The sequence below is a fragment of the Acinetobacter celticus genome (genome assembly GCF_001707755.1).
In the GTDB taxonomy this organism is placed as follows: Bacteria; Pseudomonadota; Gammaproteobacteria; order Pseudomonadales; family Moraxellaceae; genus Acinetobacter; species Acinetobacter celticus.
Window position 1 is genome coordinate 351,937 of record NZ_MBDL01000008.1, and the last position, 21,877, is coordinate 373,813.

Here is a 21,877-nt window from a genome sequence, read left to right on the forward strand (position 1 = left end):
CCCATGGCTAAGCCTTATTACGAATTTTTCTGTCCAGTCAAAGTGATTGCAGGCCATGCAGCTTTAGAACATATTCCGTTTGAACTTGCGACATTGGGCGCAACTCGTCCATTAATTATTACAGACAAAGGCGTGCGTAGTAATAATTTGCTTGCACCTATTGAAGCTGCTTTTGAATCGACCGATGCTGTTATTGGTTATATTTTTGATGATGTCCCACCAGACTCCAGTCTAGAAACCGTGCGTAAAGCTGCTCAGCTGTATCGTGATAATAATTGTGATGCAATTATTGCCGTTGGTGGTGGTTCAGTTATTGATACCTCTAAGGCCACCAATATTTTAGTCTCAGAAGGTGGCGATGACTTACTCAAATACTCAGGGGCGCATAATCTCCCTAGACCACTCAAACCATTTTTTGTTATTCCAACTACATCAGGTACTGGCTCAGAAGTGACCATGGTCGCAGTGGTTTCTGATAATCAGAAAAATGTAAAAATGCCGTTTGCATCGTATTATTTAATGCCTCATGCTGCCATTTTAGACCCTCGCATGACTCAAACCTTGCCACCACATTTAACTGCAATGACTGCAATGGATGCCATGACTCATGCAGTAGAAGCCTATACTTGTCTGGCAGCCAATCCAATTTCAGATGCCTATGCCACGGCTGCTATAAAAAAAATCAGTGCCAACTTATTCAATGTTTTAGATAATCCAACCGATGCCAATGGACGTTTAGAACTAGCACAGGCATCTACCATGGCAGGCATTGCTTTTTCCAATTCAATGGTCGGTTTAGTCCATTCCCTAGGGCATTCATTAGGTGCAGTTGCTCATTTGCCACATGGGCTCTGTATGAATCTATTTCTGCCTTATGTGTTGGAATACAACAAAGAAGTCAATGGTGATAAATTGGCAGATTTGCTGTTGCCACTGGCTGGCCCAGATATTTATGCCCAAACCCCTGCCCACCTAAGAGCAGACAAAGCCATTTCAACCCTGAATACAATGCGCGACCGTCTATATACTTTAACCAAATTACCACGTACTTTGCGTGAAACAGGTAAAGTCTCTGAAGCGCAGTTAAATGATGTCGCTGAAAAGGCATTAAATGATGGTTCAATCATCTACAATCCGAAAGAAGCAACATTACAAGATTTAAAAACTATCTTAGAAAAAGCTTGGTAATTGCTGCAAAGTAAGCGAATATAGCGGGAAATTAGAGCCTGATGTTTTTTTAAACATCGGGCTTTTATCATGCAATAAACAAATGACTTATTTTTTATACAAACTGGCATACTTTTGCTAAAAGAGCCCAATTAGTTACTGACAAAATGCACCATTTTGGGTAGATTGGCGCACTTTTGTATAAAACACAGGGAGGATCGTTCGTCTCAAACGATCCTTATGACACATGACTGATCCTTGATCAACGATTAAGAGGACAACGCCGTTGACTAATATTTCTGGGACTCAATCGGCAGCAAAACTGCAAAAAACACTCGGTCTCTGGCACATCATTATCATTGGTTTGGCTTATATTCAACCAATGACACTGTTTGACACTTTCGGTTTGGTATCGGAAGAAAGTCATTATCATGTGCCGACTTCTTACATTATTGCCCTGATTGCAATTTTGTTCACTTCTATCAGTTACGGACATATGATCCGCCGTTACCCATCTTCTGGGTCTGCGTACACTTATGCGCAAAAATCGATTCATTCTAATGTCGGTTTTATGGTGGGATGGTCTTCATTGCTTGATTATTTATTATCACCAATGGTCAACATTATTTTGGCCGTAATTTATTTGGAAGCATTGTTCCCAGACATTAACCATTGGGTATGGGTGATTGGTCTTACGGTATTCATGACTGCGGTCAATCTACGTGGCGCCAAATTTGTTGCCAACTTTAATAGTCTAATTGTACTTATCCAATTGGCTGTTGTGGGATATTTCACTTGGATGGTCTACAGCCTGCTTGCTGGCGGTGTCAATGCCGATGGTACTTTAGTGAATGCCAAATACCAGTTATGGAGCCTAGAACCCTTTTGGAATGAAATGACACAAGTTGGTGCACTTATTACTGGTGCAACATTATTATGCTTCTCATTCACTGGTTTTGACTCACTCAGTTCACTGGCAGAAGAAACCAAAGATACTGAAAAAACATTACCAAGAGCAATTTTCCTAACAGCATTAATTGCAGGTGTAATTTTCATTATCAGCACTTACTTCATGCAAATTTACTTCCCGAATGACCCAAAAACCTACTTTGCAGATGTAGCAGCAACACAGCCTGATATTCTTCAAGCAGTTGGTGGCGTCGCATTCAAAACGGTCGTATTGTATTTTGCAATTGTGACAGTAATGGCATCGGGTATTTCTGCACATGCAGGCGTTTCACGCTTAATGTATGTCATGGGCCGTGATGGTGTAATCAACAAAAAAATCTTTGGTCATATCAGTCCGAAAAGTTTTACACCGTCATACAATATTTTAATTGTCGGTGTCGTTGCCTTAACTGCTGGTTTTATGGACCTAGACATTGTTATTTCAATGATCAGCTTCGGTGCACTCACAGCATTCACCTTTGTGAACCTGTCTGTTATTTCGCGCTATGCATTACGCGATGGTCGCACCAAAAATATTAAAGATATTTTTAGTTTCGTGGTGATTCCACTACTGGGCTTTATTAGTATTTTTGCCATGTGGCTTGAAATTGAAGAAACAGCGTTAAAGTTTGGTTTATGGTGGGCCATGTTCGGTATCTTATATCTTGGTTATAAAACCAAGGGCTTTAAGCACCCTGCACCACAACACAATGAATTTGATGATTCACATAGATAAATACTAGTTTTCATAAAAAAGGCGCTTCATGCGCCTTTTTTATGAATCCTATTTTTTCTCACCCTTTAAAATCAGGGCTATACCATGAAGTTAAAAACGCCAAATACATCTTTTATTGATCACAACTCAATGGTGCTTTATCACCTTAGCGTATACGACAATTAAAGCCCATGCGGGTATCGACAATATTATCTTTATAACCAAAAGCTTGAATAAACTGATTGCGATCTTCTAGCAGGGTTTGATCTGTTGCAGGTAAACGCTCTTTATTCTGTTGCATCAAATGATACGTTTCATCGATTAACCCCTGATAAATACCGCAAACTTCCTGACGTTTCGGCTGTTTTAAAATACGTCCAAACCAGCTCCTCTCAAAATCTTCCGATTTCAGCGTTTTACCCCACGCCTCTATACGCTGATTTTGTCGCTGTTGCATTTCGAGCATGCCCTGCTGAATTTCTTCTTTACTTAATGGTTGAACCACAGGAACTACTTCATTCCCCATACTTATTTGATTACCTTCTGCTAGACATGACATGGCAATAAAAACTGCAAAAAATGCTAGCCACAAGGAGTTTATATTGATGTATTTCAAACCTGCTTACCTGTTTGTTTTAGCATTAGTCGTTTGTTTATACACATTTTTCTTTTTATTCAAAAGTAATGTGTCTTTCATTTTACAAAATTGACGCAGGTATTCGTTGTCCAATAAAAAAAACCGCTCAATAGCGGTTTAATTTAGAAAGATGAAAGTTTTATACTAAAACCTTAAAATCTTGCTGACGCCAAGCTTCATATAAGATGATTGCAGTCGCATTAGATAAATTCAAACTACGAGAGTTTTCAGCCATGGGTAAACGAATCCAGTGTTCTTTTGGAAATAACATACGCACATCTTCAGGTAAACCACGCGTTTCTGGCCCCATCAATAAAACCACAGAACGGTTTAAATTAGAGGTATGTGGCGCTTCAAATCCTTTTGTGGTTAAAGGATAAATCGCATCTTTCGTAATGCCTTGCGTTTCTAAATAAGCAAGACATTCTGCAAAGTTTTCCCAAACTTTCATGTGTGCCCATTCGTGATAATCCAAACCCGCACGACGCAGTTTTTTATCATCCAATTCAAAGCTCAATGGCTTGACCAAATGTAGCTGTGCACCAGTATTGGCGCATAAACGAATGATATTCCCTGTATTTGCTGGAATTTCTGGCTCGTACAAAACGACATGAATCACTGGATTTCTCTACTCTTTTAAATAATGTAACAGGGCTTAAATTAGCCTTGCCACTGCAATTGTTCACGCAAACTTACCACATCACCAATAATCGTGAGTGTTGGCGCCTGTATTTGATGCTCGGACACTTTTGTCGCAATATCGGCAAGTGTGCCAACCACTACTTTTTGCTCTGGAGTTGTCCCTTTCGATATTAAGGCAACAGGCATATCTGGACGTTGACCATGGGCAATGAGTTTTTCACAAATTTTTTCCAATCCGACTAATCCCATATACAGCACCAGTGTCTGGTTTTGATAAACCAATTCACTCCACGGCAATTCAGGCGAACCTTCTTTCAAATGTCCCGTCAGAAAACGTACACTTTGTGCATAGTCACGGTGTGTCAACGGAATACCCGCATATGCAGAACATCCTGATGCTGCAGTAATCCCTGGCACAACTTGAAAAGCCACCCCAGCTGCAAACAGTTCCTGAATTTCTTCACCACCACGCCCAAAAATAAACGGATCGCCCCCTTTTAAGCGACAGACCCGCTTGCCTTCAGAAGCATATTTTACCAATAAGGCATTAATACCATCCTGTGGCACCGAATGATTAGAACGAGCTTTGCCCACATAGATTTTTTCAGCGTCACGACGGCAGAGTTCCATAATTGGAGCTGAAACCAGACGATCGTAAATCACCACATCGGCTTGTTGCATGAGGCGTAAGGCTTTTAGTGTCAACAGTTCTGGATCACCCGGGCCTGCACCGACTAAATAAACCTCACCTTTGGGTTTATCCCACTGCGTCAAAGCTTGTGTAATCAGTCGATCGGCTTCAGCCAGATTATTATTAAACACCTGCTCCTTGAGCGGACTGTCGTATAGCTCTTCCCAAAAAATACGGCGCTCATCTGGATTCATTATTTTCGCTTTGACTGTACTTCGCCATTTTCCTGAGAATTCAGCCAGCTTCCCCATACCATGTGGAATAGATGCTTCTAACTGTGTCCGAATTTGACGAGATAAAACCGGTGATGCGCCATTGGTTGCAATAGAAACCACCAAAGGCGAGCGATCAATAATTGCAGGCACCATAAAACGACAATGTGGTGGATCATCGACACTATTCACTAAGACATTATCTGCTTCACAAGCTTCAAAAACGGCTTGATTAATGGCTTGATCATCTGTTGCAGCAATCACCAAGCGGTAATGGCGTAATGATAAACTTGCACTATACGGCGATTGAATATACTGACCACCACACTGCTGGATCACCTCCAACAAATTGGCATCAATTTCAGGGGAAATAATATCAATAACCGCGCCTGCTTTTACTAAAAGCACGGCCTTTCGATAGGCAATACGACCACCGCCAACAATCAGACAAGACTGCTGTTGTAGCTTTAACGAGATTGGAAAAATATCCACGTACAGCCTCAATAATTTAAATCTGATTGTCTAAAAGCAATTTCCATACCCACATTGGGTATGGAAATTAAATATTAGTCGATGTATTCAACACCGCCCATATATGGACGCAACACTGCTGGAATTTCGATAGAACCATCTGCACGTTGATAGTTTTCCATGACTGCAAGTAATGTACGACCCACAGCTAAACCAGAACCATTTAAGGTGTGTACCAATTCAGTTTTCTTTTGGTCTACACGGTAACGTGCCATCATACGACGTGCTTGGAAATCACCCATGCATGAACATGAAGAAATTTCACGGTAGGTATTTTGACTTGGCACCCAAACTTCTAAGTCGTAAGTTTTAATTGCGCCAAAGCCCATATCACCACCGCACAAAATAATTTTACGGTATGGCAAACCTAAAGCTTGAAGAATACCTTCAGCATGACCCGTCAACTCTTCTAAAGCATTCATCGAGTCTTCTGGTTTTACAATCTGCACCATCTCAACTTTGTCAAATTGATGCTGACGGATTAAGCCACGTGTGTCACGACCATATGAACCTGCTTCGCTACGGAAACACGGGGTATGTGCGGCATATTTCAAAGGAAGACGTTCTGGCGCAATAATTTCATCACGTACAAAATTGGTTACAGGCACTTCTGCGGTAGGAATGAGGTAATATTCTTTTTCGCCTTGAAGTTTAAATAAATCTTCTTCAAATTTAGGCAATTGACCTGTACCACGTAAAGAATCTGCATTGACTAAATACGGCACATAGGCTTCGGTATAGCCGTTTTGGTCGGTATGAGTATTTAACATGAACTGCGTGATTGCACGTTGTAAACGCGCCAAGGGGCCTTTCAATACACTGAAACGAGTACCCGTCAATTTGGTTGCAGTTTCAAACTCCAGACCGCCCATCATCTCACCAAGGTCAGTATGATCTTTAACATCAAAATCAAATTGGCGCGGAGTGCCCCATTTTAAAATTTCAACATTATCGCTTTCATCCTTACCTTCTGGTACAGATTCATGTGGCATATTTGGGATAGATAAAGATTTGGCTTCAATTTCATTCAGCAATTCAGTCAATGCAGCATCCGCTACTTTAATCTCATCGCCAATGGCAGACATACGCGCCATAATTTCAGAGGCGTCACCACCTGATTTTTTAATTTGACCGACTTGTTTTGCGCCTGCATTACGCTCTGCTTGCAAACTTTCGGTTTTCGACTGAATTTCTTTACGACGAACTTCCAATGATGCCCATTCGTCAACATTAAGTTGAACACCACGTTTTGCCAAGGCTAAATTTACAGCCTCAATATTATTTCTGAGTAATTTCGGGTCGATCATAGCCAATCATTTGTAAAGAAAAAAACTGGCTATAGTGTAAGCTCTTAACACTAAAAAATACAGTCACAGAGCTTACAGCTGCACCTTATTAAAACAATAAAGTGTAAGATTTATGCAAAATTAAAGATTTTCATAATTTGGCAAATTTGGGAAATATTCAGGTTTAAACAAGCCTTTTGCCATTTGATAAGGTAGCGTCAACTCAGACATGCCTTCTGCATAACTGGCTAACTCATAAAGTGGATAGACAAATACAATACCGTTAGCGCCATAATAGAAATTATCACTCAATTGAAGTTTACTCCGCTCAATATCATGATTGGCAAGCCACATGCTGTTGGCATCAAATAAACCATCTAATACTTTCGCTTCTGTGCCTTTAACAAGAACATCTTGTAAAGCCAAACGCTTTTTGGCTTTTAAATCAAAATTCACATATTCCACATGCGACATGCCATGCGCCGCACCTGCTGAATAACTGTAACTTTCTAAAGCAAATGTCGCAACATGCCCCCATTGGCTAATATAACGCACTGCTGTCGAGCTTTGACTAAGTCCTGCTTCCGACCCTTCAGACAAGTTGACCTTTTCATTCGGTGCGGTAGAAAACGCAATCGGGTCTGCCTTTTTAATACGTTCTGCAAAATACTGATTAATCCAATCGACATTGGTTTCTACCGTTTGAATAGAGTACTGCGTACAACCTTCAGCATCACAGGCTTCAGGTTTGGTTAACGTCATTGGTACAGCTTTAGATTGTATAAGTGGGATACCTTCTGCTTGAGCTGTTGCTACTTGTTTCGCGCCATCTTTATCTGCAACTGGCTCATTTCTAGGCTGACATGCTGTCAATGCGCCAATTGAAACTAACGTCGCCAGTATCATCGCATTCGAGTGAATTTTTCTCATTCTGGAACCCCTATAACCTATCCTGCAAAACTTAAGCCCTACACTATACGCACTCTAACACTTTGGTAACATTACGAAATGTATCTGATAAATAGTGAATCATTTATATCCTGCATAAAAAAGCAGGCTTTCACCTGCTTGATCTATTCTATTAAATTTGCTTTAACTCATACTTACTGGTCGATAATGTCAGTGCCTTTGGGTGGCGTAAAGTTAAAAGTAGATGCAGAAATCGATTCATTGACTTTCACATTATTAAAACGAACATAAGTTGTTTGGCCCAATGAGTCAGCAAGAATCATTAACGTTGGGGCTTTATTTGCACCAAAACTAATGGTTAAGCTTTGAAATGCACCGTCTTCATTTTTAGGATACAAAGTATAGTAAGTTTTGGTTTTATCTGGCTGAGTGACACGATATGACTGCATAATTTGGTCAGCATTACCTGAAAGCAACAATGCCGGTGTATTCGCCACCTGATCATCTAAACTTTGGCGAACCGCCTGCTGTAAATCTGGATCGTAAATCCAAACTGTTTTCCCTGAAGTTACAATGGTTTGCTTCGATGGACTATGCGTTTCCCAGAAAAATTTACCTGGACGTTCAACCTTCATCACACCTTTAAAGGTTTGATTCATATGTTGCGCAGATAAGCCTTTTTTCTGAACAGTTTTTCCGCCACTTACTTTGGTGGTTTGTTCAAAATTTGCAGTAAAACTTTTTACACCACTCAACTGCTTAACCAAGCTTGATGTCGCTTGTTGTTGCGACGCTGCAACTGTCGCAGCAAAAACTGTTGTACTCATCATAGGTGCCAATGTCGCCACACCCAATGCTATAGCACACACGGTTTTACGAAGCTTAATCATAGATTCACCTTTTATATTTGTAACTTTGCAATTTATTAGACACCCATCTTAAACCAATTTTTAAAACTAATATGAGTGAAAACAATAAGTTTTGTATTGTTATTAATGCAAATTGCTGTTTTTTATTCATCATGATGGAGAAAACAGCCATAAAAAAAGCCCCTAAATAAATAGGAGCTTTTGTACCGTAATACTGAATCATTTGATTATTTCCACTGCCATCCTATAGATGCGCCTGCGCCAAAATCACCTTCAGTATTTGTTGTTGCTGCCAGTTTATAAACATACTTATTATTTTCTGAAACACCACTAAAACCAATTGCGAAGCCTTGCTCGCTTTCCCATGTTCCCATACCCACACTAAACATGTTATAGCCAGCATCTGTTGGTTGTGGCAGAGATGCTATTGCGATACTAGATGCAACCGCTGCATACAATCCATCTTCCAGATGATCAACCCTACGATTTAGCTCATCAACACGGCTATCCGTATAGCTTTTCGCTTCAGCCAGAGTATTTTCTCCATCTCGTCCGGTCGGCCCTCTTAAACTAAGCAACCATTCGCCTTCGGTCCCCTTAAAGCCATTATCAACTGCAACGTCATATGCACTTAAGCCCATGTCACCTTGTAAGCCAGTTGTGCCTGTATCACCTTTCGCTCCAGTTGCACCATTCAGACCATTGGTACCATCTTTACCATCGACCCCATTTGTACCATTCAGACCATTAGCTCCAGTGTCACCTTTAGCTCCGTTTACACCCGCAATACCTTGCTCACCTTTATCGCCTTTCTCACCATCTTTACCATCGACTCCATTTGTACCATTCAGACCATTGGCACCATCTTTACCATCGACTCCATTTGTACCATTTAGACCATCGACTCCATTTGTACCATTCAGACCATCTTTACCCGGAATACCCTGTGGTCCTATTGGTCCCTGTGGTCCTATTGGACCTTGATGTCCATGATCATCGTCATCATCATCATGGTTTCCATGGCCATATCCATTGCCATTACCATGAACTTCATGACCTTGCCCATTGCCACTACCATTTGAATCATGACTATCCCCTCCATAAGTTGCCCAAGCGCTACCACTGACTGCGATCATTGCACTAAGTAACAATAATTTCGGTACACGATTAAAGTTGTGAACAGTTTTTTGAGAATTATAACCAGACCAATTTTCTGTGTTTTTTAACACTGTAGATACTTTTGAAGTTAGTACACCTTCAGATTCACTTTCAGAAAGTTCTTCGCCTTTAGAATGGGCCTGCGTGAGTAGGCTTTTTAATATCATTTTCATGCCCTTGTCCTTTTTTTGTATTTTACCTCTCCATTAAACCCCTACAATATTGTGACGTAAATCACATTTTGTTACACAATTGCAAACCAATTATTATTAAATGTTTCAAATAAACACTTTCTTTTTCTAGTGATTTTTTATCTATTTTTAAAGCAAAATTATTTTAAATATTATTTATTTGGCATAAAAAAAACCCGCAGAATCTGCGGGTTTTTTTCTATTAAAGCTTACGCTTCAACAGATACGTAGCGACGACCGAATTGGCCTTTCACTTCGAATTTGATTACGCCGTCAGCAGTAGCAAACAAAGTATGGTCACGGCCCATACCTACGTTTGTACCAGCGTGGAATTCTGTACCACGTTGACGAACGATAATGTTACCAGCAGTCACAGTTTGACCACCGTACATTTTCACACCTAACATTTTAGGATTTGAGTCACGACCGTTTTTAGTCGAACCACCGGCTTTTTTAGTTGCCATGTCTATTTACTCCTCGTAATTAGCCTGAAATAGCTGTAATTTTCAACTCAGTGAACCATTGACGGTGACCTTGTTGTTTACGATAGTGCTTACGACGACGCATTTTGATAATGCGAATTTTGTCGTGACGACCATGGCTAACTACTTCAGCAGTTACAGTAGCGCCAGCAACAACTGGAGCACCGATTTGAATGCTTTCACCGTTAACGAGCATCAATACGTCATCAAACGTAATTGTTGCGCCAGTTTCAGCTTTCAATAATTCTACTTTAAGGGTTTCACCCTCAACTACACGGTGTTGTTTACCACCGCTTTGGATAACTGCGTACATATGTACTCCAAAACATGCCCGTGTTGTCGTGCCGGTAAAGGAATATACCGATCTTAAGACGATCACCACTGGGGTCATACAAGGGCAAGGATTTTAAGCGATAACCACACAAACAACAAGCCATTTGCACAAAAAATATCGAGAAGCCACGATTAATTTATAAACAAATTCTGGCATGTTTTGCCTGAGTAACTTAACAAACCAAAAACCTTTTCAAAAAATCAAATAGATTTTTAAAATCTATTCGCTACTATATAGGCTTTATATAAATGAAAAAATGCCAGCCAGATTAAATTCAAGCATTTTATATTCGTATTGGATGATGAGAACAACGATTAATTTTAAAAGTATCAGCTAATTTTAAATCAATCGTTTAGCTTCTTATCTGTAATTATTGTGCCAAATTGCTACACTATTATAAGCAATTCAAAATTACTGAGGTTTTTCTTCACATGACCATCGACTTTAAGCAAGACATTCTCGCGCCTGTTGCTTCTGACTTTGCCACGATGGACAAATTTATTAATGAAGGAATTACCTCAAAAGTTGCCTTAGTTATGGCTGTTAGTAAACACGTGGTTGAAGCAGGTGGTAAACGTATGCGCCCCGTCATGTGTCTACTTGCTGCCAAAGCCTGTGGCGCAGACGATTTAGAAAAACACCGTAAACTCGCCGCCATTATTGAAATGCTTCATACTGCAACCTTAGTGCATGATGATGTGGTCGATGAATCGGGATTACGTCGTGGTCGCCCAACAGCCAATGCCACTTGGAATAATCAAACCGCTGTTTTAGTCGGTGATTTTCTTATTTCGCGGGCGTTTGACTTGTTGGTTGACTTAAACGATATGGTTTTATTGAAAGACTTTTCGACAGGCACCTGTGAAATTGCTGAAGGTGAAGTATTACAACTACAATCACAGCATCAACCTGATACAACTGAACAAACTTATTTAAATATTATTCACGGTAAGACATCGCGCTTATTTGAACTAGCAACCGAAGGTGCCGCCATTTTAAGTGGTACACCGCAGTATCGTGAGCCTCTTCGTAAATTTGCAGGACACTTTGGCAATGCCTTTCAAATTATTGATGATATTTTAGATTACACCTCGGATGCTGAAACATTAGGTAAAAATATTGGTGATGATTTAATGGAAGGTAAGCCGACTTTGCCATTAATCTCTGCATTGAAGAACACTACAGGTGAAGAGCACGAAATCATTCGTCGCAGTATTGCCACAGGTGGCACAGCCGACCTAGAACGCGTCATTGCCATTGTTCAAAGTTCAGGCGCTTTAGACTACTGTAGCCTGCGCGCAACTGAAGAAACCGATGCTGCACTAAATGCATTAAATGCACTGCCAGACAGTGAATACCGTCAAGCTTTGATTAATTTAGCAAATTTGGCATTACATCGAATTCAATAAAATAGAAGATGCTTCACTTTTGCTTATGCATATAAAATTTAATGATTTATTCCTAAAAATGCAACAACAGCTCGATACGCCTCGAGCTGTACTTGAAGACGAACTGCTGATTGAACTGATAAATCGCATTCGTCCTACTGACACACAAAATACGGAAGAAATACAAAATAATTTTGAAGCTTTGTACACCACCTTGCTACTAACACCCGATGCTGCTTCTACATTACAAAGCTTTGTTTTGAAACTCATCAGCCAATATAAGCAAACCAGTTTATATGCAGATACAGGTATTTTATCTTTAGATGGCTTTTGGAATCAGCTTGCCCAACGTTTAGGTGCACATTTTTTACCATTAATTAATGATGAAAGTCAGCTTCAAGAACTATTCCGACGCGTCTTTCATCAGCGCAGTGATAAATACTGGCTAGACCATATTGAAGATCAAAGTTGGCAAAAACTATTCAGGCTGTTCAATTTAGGCCACAGCAATCAAGAAGAAAAAAAGCAGATTCGCAGTGAACTTATTAAAGCAATTACAGTGCTCTCCTATCGTGTCAGTGGTATTGGCTTATATCCTGAATTTATTAATGCACACCCCGAACTGACAGAATATAAATCACCGTTTTTAGTACAAAACCGCGAAATTAACGACTTTATTCAGCAATACAAACAACTACACCAAAATGCTGAAAAGATGAGCGCTGTTGTCCCTCCAGATGCTTCACAAGCACTGGTGATGCTCGATCAATGTCGTGAAGTGGTATTAAAAATTCGTCGTGCAACTAAACGTAGTGGCGTAAGTGTCAGCCTGACCTATTTATTGTCATTACTGGAACAAAGTTTAGACCGTATTGAAATTTTGCTAAATTTAATTGTCGAAGAAGATGATATTCGCTACAGCTCTATTGGAGCATTATTGGTCGATGTGACAACAGCCTTATATAGTGAACGTAGTGTGCGCTCTTTGCTGGCGATGAATAGTGAATTAATGGCTTTGCAAGTCACCGAAAATGCCAGTAAAACGGGTGAGCATTATGTAAGTACCGATAAAAAAGGCTTTATCGATATGTATAAATCCGCTGCAGGTGCAGGCGTGATTATTGCCATCATGGCTTCGCTCAAAATTTTAGCAGCCCGCTTAGTCTTAGCACCCTTAATGCAAGCATTCCTGTTCAGCATGACTTACTCATTGGGTTTTATCCTTATTCATGTCTTGCATTTTACCGTTGCAACCAAGCAACCTGCTATGACTGCAGCGGCTTTAGCCTCGACGGTACAGCATCGTAAAGGTTCCAAAAATGCTCAAATCGCAGAATTAGCCGCCCTAATTATTAATATTATTCGAACGCAATTTATTGCCATTTTGGGCAATATTTCAATTGCTATTCCTACGGCTGCACTTATTACTTATTTATGGCAAACGACATTAGATGAACCTTTGCTTAATCATACTAAGGCCACCCAACTTTTACACAGCCTAGATCCATTTACCTCTTTGGCTATTCCGCATGCAGCCATTGCGGGCGTATGTTTATTTTTATCGGGTTTGTTGGCCGGTTATTTTGACAATATGGCCATTTATCGCAAAGTTGGCCCACGCTTGCAAGCCCACCCATCACTTAAACGTATGATGGGACAAGAACGCTTAAATAAATTTGCGTCTTATATTCAACGTAATTTAGGTGCATTGGCAGGTAATTTCCTGTTCGGGATTATGCTGGGTAGCATGGGAACAATTGGCTTTATTTTAGGTTTACCTCTTGATATTCGTCACATTGCCTTCGCTTCTGCCAATTTTATTCAAGGCTTAATGTGTATTAATGGAGGCCCTGAAATAAGCCTAATTATTGTTTCTTTTTTAGGTGTGCTATGTATTGGTCTCACGAACCTATTTGTGAGTTTTACTTTAACTATTATTGTGGCCTTACGCGCACGTCGTGTCCGTTTTGAACAGTGGAAACCCTTGGCTAAGTTAGTCTTGACCCATTTTTTAACCCGACCAAGTGACTTTTTTTGGCCTCCTAAACAACCCTTAGAAATTAATGATGCATCACCTAACCAAAAGAATAGTCATTAAAGGATTTGTTAATTTATATTGCTAGGTATTAAAAAAATACCAAAAAGAAATTAGCATAATTTACACACACTTGAAATAAAGTGTACTGATGAGTACACTTTGCTATATTATTTAGCCGTGAACCGAACGGTGAAAAAGACAAGGATTTAAGCATGCCAAAACTGTTGCTTTTCCTCGGTTGTTTTTTATTAAGTATCAGTGTGTTAATGCTCAATTTACCGATACTAAGTCAATTTGATTTAGTCAGTGTGCAATGGATGTATCAACACCGCCTGAATAGTTTGAATACAATCGCAATCGGACTTTCAGCACTAGGTGGCATGCCTTTTGTATTATTTTTAATCATACTCTGGTGTTTACACTTAGCATGGTATAAAAAATACTCAGATATTGTTTTTATCAGTATAGGAATGATTGGAAGTATAAGTACAGCCTGGCTGCTCAAGTACCTCATCGCAAGACCACGCCCACCTGAAATGTATTCTCTTGTAAAAACTTACGGGGATTCATTTCCAAGTGGACATAGCCTTTATGCAGCCACGGTGGGCTGTTTGCTGATGTACGTTTATCTGCAGCATTCAAAACATAAACTACTCTGCCTTATTGTTAGTATATGGATACTAATTATGGGTTTATCCAGAGTTTATGCGGGCGCTCATTTTCCTTCCGATGTCCTTTCTGGCTGGAGCATAAGTTTTATTTGGATCACGTTGTTGTATTTGATTCTGACCAAATATAAACAGTACCAATAAATAATGAATTTTAGATAAAAATCTAACCGAGGTGAAAGAATGATGTCTGCAAAGCTTTGGGCTCCTGCCCTGACTGCTTGCGCATTAGCAACAAGTATTGCACTTGTTGGTTGTAGCAAAGACCCAAAAGACGCACAGCAAGCTGGGGCTTCTCAGCAAATGCCTCCAACTGAGGTGGGTGTCGTTGTTGCTCAACCGCAAAGCGTAGAGCAGTCCGTAGAACTTTCGGGCCGTACTACAGCATTTGAAATTTCTGAAGTACGACCGCAAACCAGCGGTGTCATTCTGAAACGTTTATTTGCTGAAGGTAGCTATGTCCGTGAAGGTCAAGCGCTGTATGAACTCGATTCGCGTAGCAACCGTGCTGCCCTAGACAGTTCAAAAGCGGCCCTATTACAGCAACAAGCAAACCTAAATTCATTGCGCACCAAACTGAATCGCTATCAACAACTGGTTTCAATCAACGCTGTTTCTAAACAGGAATACGATGATTTACTGGGTAGCGTGAAAGTAACAGAAGCGCAAGTTGCGGCAGCGCAAGCACAAATTAAAAGTGCAGAAATTGATTTAGGCTATTCTATTATACGTGCGCCAATTTCTGGTCAAACGAACCGTTCGACAGTCACTGTCGGTGCGTTAGTAACTGCAAATCAAGCCAGCCCATTGGTGACGATTCAACGCTTAGACCCAATCTATGTCGATATGAATCAATCAAGTGCTGAATTGCTTCGCTTGCGTCAGCAATTAAGCAAAGGTAATTTAGACAGCAGTAATAACACTCAAGTTAAGTTAAAACTTGAAGATGGTAGCTATTACTCTGTTGAAGGCCGTTTAGCATTTTCGGATGCTAGTGTGAACCCTGATACAGGCACCATTACATTGCGTGCGGTATTCTCAAACCCGAACCACTTGCTTCTACCGGGCATGTTTGCAACAGCACAAATTGTGCAAGCAGTCATTCCAAATGCAATTTTGATTCCACAAATTGCAATTACGCGTACGCCTACGGGCCAAGCAATGGCAATGATTGTAAATGCCAAAGGTGCTGTAGAACCTCGTCCAGTGACAACTTCAGGTGTTCAAGGTAAAGACTGGGTTGTGACTGCTGGCTTAAACGTTGGTGACAAAGTAATTGTCGATGGTATTGCGAAAGTAAAACCTGAACAGCAAGTCGTTGCTAAACCTTATCAGCCTCAAGTCACTGCGCCTCAAGGTGCACAACCACCTGCAGCAAAACCTGCTGAAAGTGCTACACCTAAAACTGAACAAAAATCTACTTCAAATACATAAGGGGTAGACTATATGGCTCAATTTTTTATTCATCGCCCAATTTTTGCATGGGTGATTGCACTGGTCATTATGTTGGCAGGCGTACTGACGCTGTCAAAAATGCCCATTGCACAATATCCAACCATTGCACCGCCAACGGTCACCATTTCTGCGACTTATCCAGGTGCATCTGCTGAGACTGTAGAAAATACGGTAACCCAGATCATTGAACAGCAAATGAATGGTCTTGATGGTTTACGTTACATTTCGTCAAACAGTGCGGGTAATGGTCAATCATCTATTTCATTAAATTTTGAACTTGGTATTGATCCTGATATTGCACAAGTTCAAGTACAAAATAAATTGCAGTCTGCGACCGCTCTTTTACCTGAAGACGTACAACGTCAAGGTGTAAAAGTGACGAAGTCTGGCGCGAGTTTCTTGCAAGTTCTTGCATTTTACTCACCCGACGAAAGCTTATCGGCAGATGACATTAAAGACTATGTCAACTCAAACATCTCTGAACCTTTAAGTCGCGTAGCGGGTGTAGGTGAAGTACAAGTGTTTGGTGGTTCATATGCAATGCGTATTTGGATGGATCCGGCCAAAATGGCAAGCCTCCAAGTCACACCAAGTGATATTGCTGCAGCGTTAAAAACTCAGAATGCACAAGTAGCAGTTGGTCAATTGGGTGGTGCACCGGCAATTAAAGGTCAAGTGCTCAACGCAACTGTCAATGCTCAAAGCTTGCTAAAAACAGCTGATGAATTCAAAGACATCTTCCTTAAAAACACCCCTAATGGCGCACAAGTGCGTTTAGGTGATGTTGCACGTGTAGAATTAGGTGCAGACAACTATCAGTTTGACTCTAAATTCAATGGTAAACCTGCGGGTGGTGTGGCAATTAAACTTGCAACAGGTGCCAATGCTTTAGATACAGCTGCTGCTGTGGAAAAGCGCCTTGTAGAACTGCGTAAGAACTACCCTACAGGGATGCAAGACAAACTTGCATTTGACACTACACCGTTCATTCAGTTGTCTATTGAGAGTGTTGTTCATACCTTAATTGAAGCTGTGATTCTGGTGTTCTTGGTGATGTTCTTGTTCTTACAGAACTGGCGCGCAACCATTATTCCAACCATGGCTGTACCTGTTGTTGTATTGGGTACGTTTGCGGTTATTAACGTTTTCGGTTTTTCAATCAATACATTAACCATGTTTGCCATGGTTCTCGCCATTGGTCTTCTGGTCGATGATGCGATTGTTGTCGTGGAAAACGTCGAACGGATTATGGTGGAAGAACATCGCGATCCTGTAGAAGCAACTGAAATTTCGATGAAGCAAATTTCTGGTGCATTGGTGGGTATTACCTCTGTACTTACCGCAGTATTCGTCCCAATGGCGTTTATGAGTGGTACAACGGGTGTTATTTATCGTCAGTTCTCTATTACCTTAGTTACAGCAATGATTCTTTCATTGATTGTTGCTTTAACGTTTACCCCTGCCCTTTGTGCGACTATTCTCAAACAGCATGACCCAGATAAAGCACCAAGCAATAGCTTGCCTGCACGGTTCTTCCGCTGGTTTAACACCAGTTTTGATAAAGTTGCACATAAATATCAAGGTGGTGTGAATCGTTTAACACACAATAAAGTCATCTCTGGTACGATTTATGTGGTAGTGATTGGCTTATTGGTCTTCTTATTTCCAAAGCTTCCATCATCGTTCCTACCAGACGAAGACCAAGGTATTGTCATGACCTTAGTCCAGTTACCGCCTAATGCCACATTAGAACGTACGGACAAAACCATTACCACCATGACTGACTACTTCATGAACAAAGAAAAAGACTACGTCGAATCTGTATTCAGCGTATCTGGTTTCTCGTTCACAGGTGTCGGACAAAACGCCGGTTTAGCATTTATTAAGCTTAAAGACTGGGATGATCGTACAACACCTGAGTCTAAAGTGGGTGCGATTATTCAGCGTGGTATGGCGTTAAACATGATTGTAAAAGATGCCTCTTACATCATGCCATTACAACTTCCTGCAATGCCTGAACTTGGTGTGACTGCTGGTTTTAACTTACAGTTAAAAGATGCATCTGGCCAAGGTCATGACAAACTGTTGGCTGCACGTAATGCAGTTTTAGGCATGGCTGCCCAAGACAAACGCTTAGCGGGTGTACGTCCTAACGGTCAAGAAGATAACCCACAATACAAAATCATTGTCGATCAAGCGCAAGCGGGTTCAATGGGTGTAAGTGTTTCTGAGATTAATACCACAATGGGTATGGCTTGGGGCGGTTCATACATCAATGACTTTGTTGACCGCGGTCGTGTGAAAAAAGTTTATGTTCAAGGTGAAGCGGATGCCCGTATGATGCCTGAAGACTTAAACAAGTGGTATGTGCGTAATAATCAAGGCACGATGGTTCCGTTCTCTGCATTTGCAACGGGCGAATGGACTTATGGTTCACCTCGTTTAGAACGTTATAACGGTATTTCATCGATGAATATTCAAGGTACACCAGCACCTGGCGTCAGCTCTGGTGATGCCATGATCGCGATGGAAGAAATTGTTGCAAAACTACCATCTGCGGGCTTACAAGGCTTTGACTATGAATGGAGTGGTTTATCGCTAGAAGAACAGGATGCAGGTGCTCAAACCCCATTCCTTATGGCGTTATCTATCTTAATCGTCTTCCTTTGCTTAGCGGCTTTATATGAAAGTTGGTCAATTCCAGTTTCTGTAATTTTGGTTATTCCACTGGGTATTATTGGTTCGGTTGTATTGACGTTCCTGACCATGACCTTAACCAATGATCCAAACTTGTCCAATAATATTTACTTTAAAGTTGCACTGATTGCCGTGATTGGTCTTTCTGCTAAAAACGCAATTTTGATTGTAGAATTTGCAAAAGAACTTCAAGAAAAAGGTGAAGAACTCTTTGAAGCAACTTTACATGCCGCTAAAATGCGTTTACGTCCAATCATTATGACCACTCTGGCCTTTGGTTTTGGTGTACTTCCACTTGCATTATCAACAGGTGCCGGTGCAGGAAGTCAACATTCTGTAGGTTATGGTGTTCTTGGTGGCGTAATCAGTTCAACGCTTTTAGGTATCTTCTTTATTCCTGTATTCTATGTCTGGATTCGAAGTATCTTTAAGTACAAACCAAAACAACAAAATGATCAGGAGCAAACATCGTGATGCAATCAGTATGGTCTATTGCAGGTCGTAGCATTGCGGTTTCTTCACTTGCGCTTGCTTTGGCTGCCTGCCAAAGCATGCGTGGTCCAGAACCAGCTGCTCAGGCGAATATTCCAGAAGGCTTTAGTAGCTATGCTTCGGGTTCATCTGCTGCAGCACAAGGCTATAAAGATTTCTTTGCTGACCCACGCTTAATTCAAGTGCTAGACATGGCATTGGCCAATAACCGTGACTTACGTGTTGCAGCCTTGAATATTCAACGTGCACAGCAACAATATCAAATCACCTCAAACAATCAGCTTCCAACGATTGGTGCGAGTGGTGGCATATTACGTCAAGACACTGCAACGTCAAATGGTGCAAATACCGTTTATAACGTGGGTCTAGGCGTAACGGCTTACGAGCTTGACTTCTGGGGCCGTGTCCGTAGCTTAAAAGACAATGCCTTAGACAGCTACTTAGCGACTGCTAGCGCACGTGATGCAACTCAAATTGCATTGGTGGGTCAAGTGGCTCAAGCTTGGTTAAGCTATTCTTTTGCCAATGCCAATTTGAAACTGGCAGATCAGACGCTTAAGGCACAGCTTGAATCATACAATCTGAACAAAAAACGTTTTGATGTTGGTATTGATAGTGAAGTTCCTGTACGTCAAGCACAGATTTCTGTAGAAACTGCGCGTAACGATGTTGCAAACTACAAAACCCAAGTGGCTCAAGCACAAAATACGATTAACCTTTTGGTTGGTCAGCAAGTTCCAACCAACTTGTTAGCAACGCAACGTGTAATGCGTATTACTGCAAACAATGCGTTTGGCACTGGTGTACCAAGTGATTTGCTAAACAACCGTCCTGACGTGCGTGTTGCAGAATATAAACTTTCTGCTGCTGGTGCGAATATTGGTGCGGCCAAAGCCAAATTATTCCCCACCATTAGTTTGACGGGTTCGGCGGGTTATGCATCGACAGATTTAAGTGACTTATTTAAATCTGGCGCATTTGTCTGGTCACTTGGCCCAAGTTTGGATATTCCGCTTTGGGACTGGGGCACACGCAAAGCCAATGTAAAAATTTCAGAAACTGATCAACAAATTGCGTTATCAGATTATGAAAAATCTATTCAAACTGCTTTTAGCGAAGTGAATGATGCACTGGCTGTTCGTCAAAATATTGGCGATCGTATTTCGGCACAACGCCGTTTAGTCGATGCAACCAATACAACTTATAAGCTATCTAATGCCCGCTTCCGTGCGGGTATTGATAACTATTTGACTGTTTTGGATGCACAGCGTACATCGTATGGTGCTGAACAAGGTTTACTTTTGCTTCAACAAGCAAACTTAAACAACCAAGTTGAATTGTATAAATCACTGGGTGGTGGCCTCAAAGCCCGCAGTTCAGAAACGATTCAAGTTCAACCATCATCTGCTGAACGTAAAGCAGACAAAGCTCAATAAGTTTTAACAGTTTTAAAAGCTCACTTCGGTGGGCTTTTTTATTGCTTTTTTTCTACAGTTTGCCTATCTTCAAGGCATCTTTTTTATAATAAATTTTAATCATGATTTTAAGTAATCTCGAATCTGTTCCAGCTCATACCATCACCCAGCAATTAGACGTTGTTTACGGCAGTACAGTTCGTAGTAAACATGTGGGGCGCGACTTTATGGCTGGCCTTAAAAATATTGTTGGTGGTGAACTCAAAGGTTATACCGAACTTTTAGAAGAATCTCGTCAAGAAGCGATGAATCGGATGATTGAAAAAGCCCAAGGCTTAGGTGCAAATGCCATTGTCGGGATTCGCTTTTCAACTTCAAATATCGCACAAGGTGCATCAGAATTATTTGTCTATGGCACAGCTGTTCGCGTTGAGGCAAATACAGCTAAAATTGCAAATCCATTCCCAGTGCAAGGCTAAGTTATGGATGCTTTTCTTTTTAAAATTGCTATTTTTGCAATTTTGTTTGCAGTCGGATGGGGTTTTGGCCGTCATACAGAACAAAAACATTTAAAAGCACTGAACGATGAAGAAAAACGTTTAGCTTATATTCGCTTAGATAATAATCGCTTTAAAAGCAGTGATCATCTTGGACAATTGGTGTCTAGCAATGTGGTTATTTCACACGATTATTTTAAATATGTGATTGCCAATATTCAAAATTTCTTTGGCGGTCGCCTGACCAGTTATGAAAGTGTGGTAGAACGCGCCCGCCGTGAAGCCATTATTCGCCTCAAACAAGAAGCAGAAAAAATAGGGGCAAATCATATTATGGGCTTGCGTTTAAGTACAACAGAATTAGGCATGCAAGGTGGTATGGTGGAGGTCTTTGCTTACGGCACAGCAATCATCAACCATCATATAAAGTAAAATATGGTCTGTCCTGCCCCTCT

19 protein-coding genes are annotated in these 21,877 nt (G+C 40.8%); 10 read left to right on the forward strand and 9 right to left on the reverse strand.

What is annotated here, in order from left to right:
- The first annotated feature begins 3 nt into the window (after positions 1-3).
- Positions 4-1,188 carry an iron-containing alcohol dehydrogenase gene (locus tag BBP83_RS05825; RefSeq protein WP_068886452.1) on the forward strand — a complete coding sequence of 395 codons (1,185 nt, stop codon included), beginning with the start codon at positions 4-6 and terminating at the stop codon, positions 1,186-1,188.
- A gap of 265 nt (positions 1,189-1,453) precedes the next feature.
- Positions 1,454-2,851, forward strand: a complete 1,398-nt coding sequence (locus tag BBP83_RS05830) for an APC family permease (RefSeq protein ID WP_068886453.1) — start codon at positions 1,454-1,456, stop codon at positions 2,849-2,851.
- 145 nt (positions 2,852-2,996) lie between these two features.
- Here BBP83_RS05830 and BBP83_RS05835 read toward each other — a convergent pair whose 3' ends face one another.
- The 9 genes from BBP83_RS05835 to rplU form a co-directional block, all read right to left on the reverse strand.
- Positions 2,997-3,356: a hypothetical protein gene (locus BBP83_RS05835; protein WP_141689957.1), complete on the reverse strand. Its 360-nt coding sequence runs from the start codon at positions 3,354-3,356 to the stop codon at positions 2,997-2,999.
- A 250-nt stretch (positions 3,357-3,606) separates the two neighbouring features.
- Positions 3,607-4,086, reverse strand: a complete 480-nt coding sequence (locus tag BBP83_RS05840; RefSeq protein ID WP_068886455.1) for a tRNA (cytidine(34)-2'-O)-methyltransferase — start codon at positions 4,084-4,086, stop codon at positions 3,607-3,609.
- Between the two features lie 41 nt (positions 4,087-4,127).
- A complete protein-coding gene (gene cysG, locus BBP83_RS05845; protein ID WP_068886456.1) occupies positions 4,128-5,504 on the reverse strand; it encodes a siroheme synthase CysG in 1,377 nt (458 codons plus the stop codon).
- A gap of 74 nt (positions 5,505-5,578) precedes the next feature.
- Complete coding sequence (serS, locus tag BBP83_RS05850; RefSeq protein WP_068886457.1) at positions 5,579-6,850, reverse strand: serine--tRNA ligase; 1,272 nt, start codon at positions 6,848-6,850, stop codon at positions 5,579-5,581.
- Positions 6,851-6,970: 120 nt separating this feature from the next.
- Positions 6,971-7,759 carry an RsiV family protein gene (locus BBP83_RS05855; RefSeq protein WP_068886458.1) on the reverse strand — a complete coding sequence of 263 codons (789 nt, stop codon included), beginning with the start codon at positions 7,757-7,759 and terminating at the stop codon, positions 6,971-6,973.
- Between the two features lie 173 nt (positions 7,760-7,932).
- Positions 7,933-8,628: an outer membrane lipoprotein periplasmic chaperone LolA gene (lolA, locus tag BBP83_RS05860; protein ID WP_068886459.1), complete on the reverse strand. Its 696-nt coding sequence runs from the start codon at positions 8,626-8,628 to the stop codon at positions 7,933-7,935.
- Positions 8,629-8,834: 206 nt separating this feature from the next.
- A complete protein-coding gene (locus BBP83_RS14945; RefSeq protein ID WP_068886461.1) occupies positions 8,835-9,938 on the reverse strand; it encodes a YadA-like family protein in 1,104 nt (367 codons plus the stop codon).
- A 227-nt stretch (positions 9,939-10,165) separates the two neighbouring features.
- Complete coding sequence (gene rpmA, locus BBP83_RS05875) at positions 10,166-10,420, reverse strand: 50S ribosomal protein L27 (RefSeq protein ID WP_068886462.1); 255 nt, start codon at positions 10,418-10,420, stop codon at positions 10,166-10,168.
- A 19-nt stretch (positions 10,421-10,439) separates the two neighbouring features.
- Positions 10,440-10,751, reverse strand: coding sequence for a 50S ribosomal protein L21 (gene rplU, locus BBP83_RS05880; RefSeq protein ID WP_004280640.1), 312 nt, complete (start codon positions 10,749-10,751; stop codon positions 10,440-10,442).
- Between the two features lie 452 nt (positions 10,752-11,203).
- Between rplU and sdsA the strand changes: the two genes are divergently transcribed.
- From sdsA to BBP83_RS05920, 8 genes are all read left to right on the forward strand, one after another.
- Entirely contained in the window at positions 11,204-12,181 is a 978-nt protein-coding gene (gene sdsA / locus BBP83_RS05885; RefSeq protein ID WP_068886463.1) for an All-trans-nonaprenyl-diphosphate synthase, read from the forward strand.
- A gap of 25 nt (positions 12,182-12,206) precedes the next feature.
- A complete protein-coding gene (locus BBP83_RS05890) occupies positions 12,207-14,258 on the forward strand; it encodes a site-specific recombinase (protein WP_068886464.1) in 2,052 nt (683 codons plus the stop codon).
- 152 nt (positions 14,259-14,410) lie between these two features.
- A complete protein-coding gene (locus tag BBP83_RS05895) occupies positions 14,411-15,010 on the forward strand; it encodes a phosphatase PAP2 family protein (protein WP_068886465.1) in 600 nt (199 codons plus the stop codon).
- 39 nt (positions 15,011-15,049) lie between these two features.
- Entirely contained in the window at positions 15,050-16,300 is a 1,251-nt protein-coding gene (locus tag BBP83_RS05900) for an efflux RND transporter periplasmic adaptor subunit (protein WP_068886466.1), read from the forward strand.
- A 12-nt stretch (positions 16,301-16,312) separates the two neighbouring features.
- Positions 16,313-19,492: an efflux RND transporter permease subunit gene (locus tag BBP83_RS05905; protein WP_068886467.1), complete on the forward strand. Its 3,180-nt coding sequence runs from the start codon at positions 16,313-16,315 to the stop codon at positions 19,490-19,492.
- A complete protein-coding gene (adeK, locus tag BBP83_RS05910) occupies positions 19,492-20,946 on the forward strand; it encodes a multidrug efflux RND transporter AdeIJK outer membrane channel subunit AdeK (protein WP_068886468.1) in 1,455 nt (484 codons plus the stop codon). Before BBP83_RS05905 ends, adeK begins: the two co-directional genes overlap by 1 nt.
- Before the next feature lie 101 nt (positions 20,947-21,047).
- Positions 21,048-21,404, forward strand: a complete 357-nt coding sequence (locus BBP83_RS05915) for a YbjQ family protein (RefSeq protein ID WP_068886469.1) — start codon at positions 21,048-21,050, stop codon at positions 21,402-21,404.
- Positions 21,405-21,407: 3 nt separating this feature from the next.
- Entirely contained in the window at positions 21,408-21,854 is a 447-nt protein-coding gene (locus BBP83_RS05920) for a YbjQ family protein (RefSeq protein WP_068886470.1), read from the forward strand.
- The last annotated feature ends 23 nt before the right edge of the window (positions 21,855-21,877 follow it).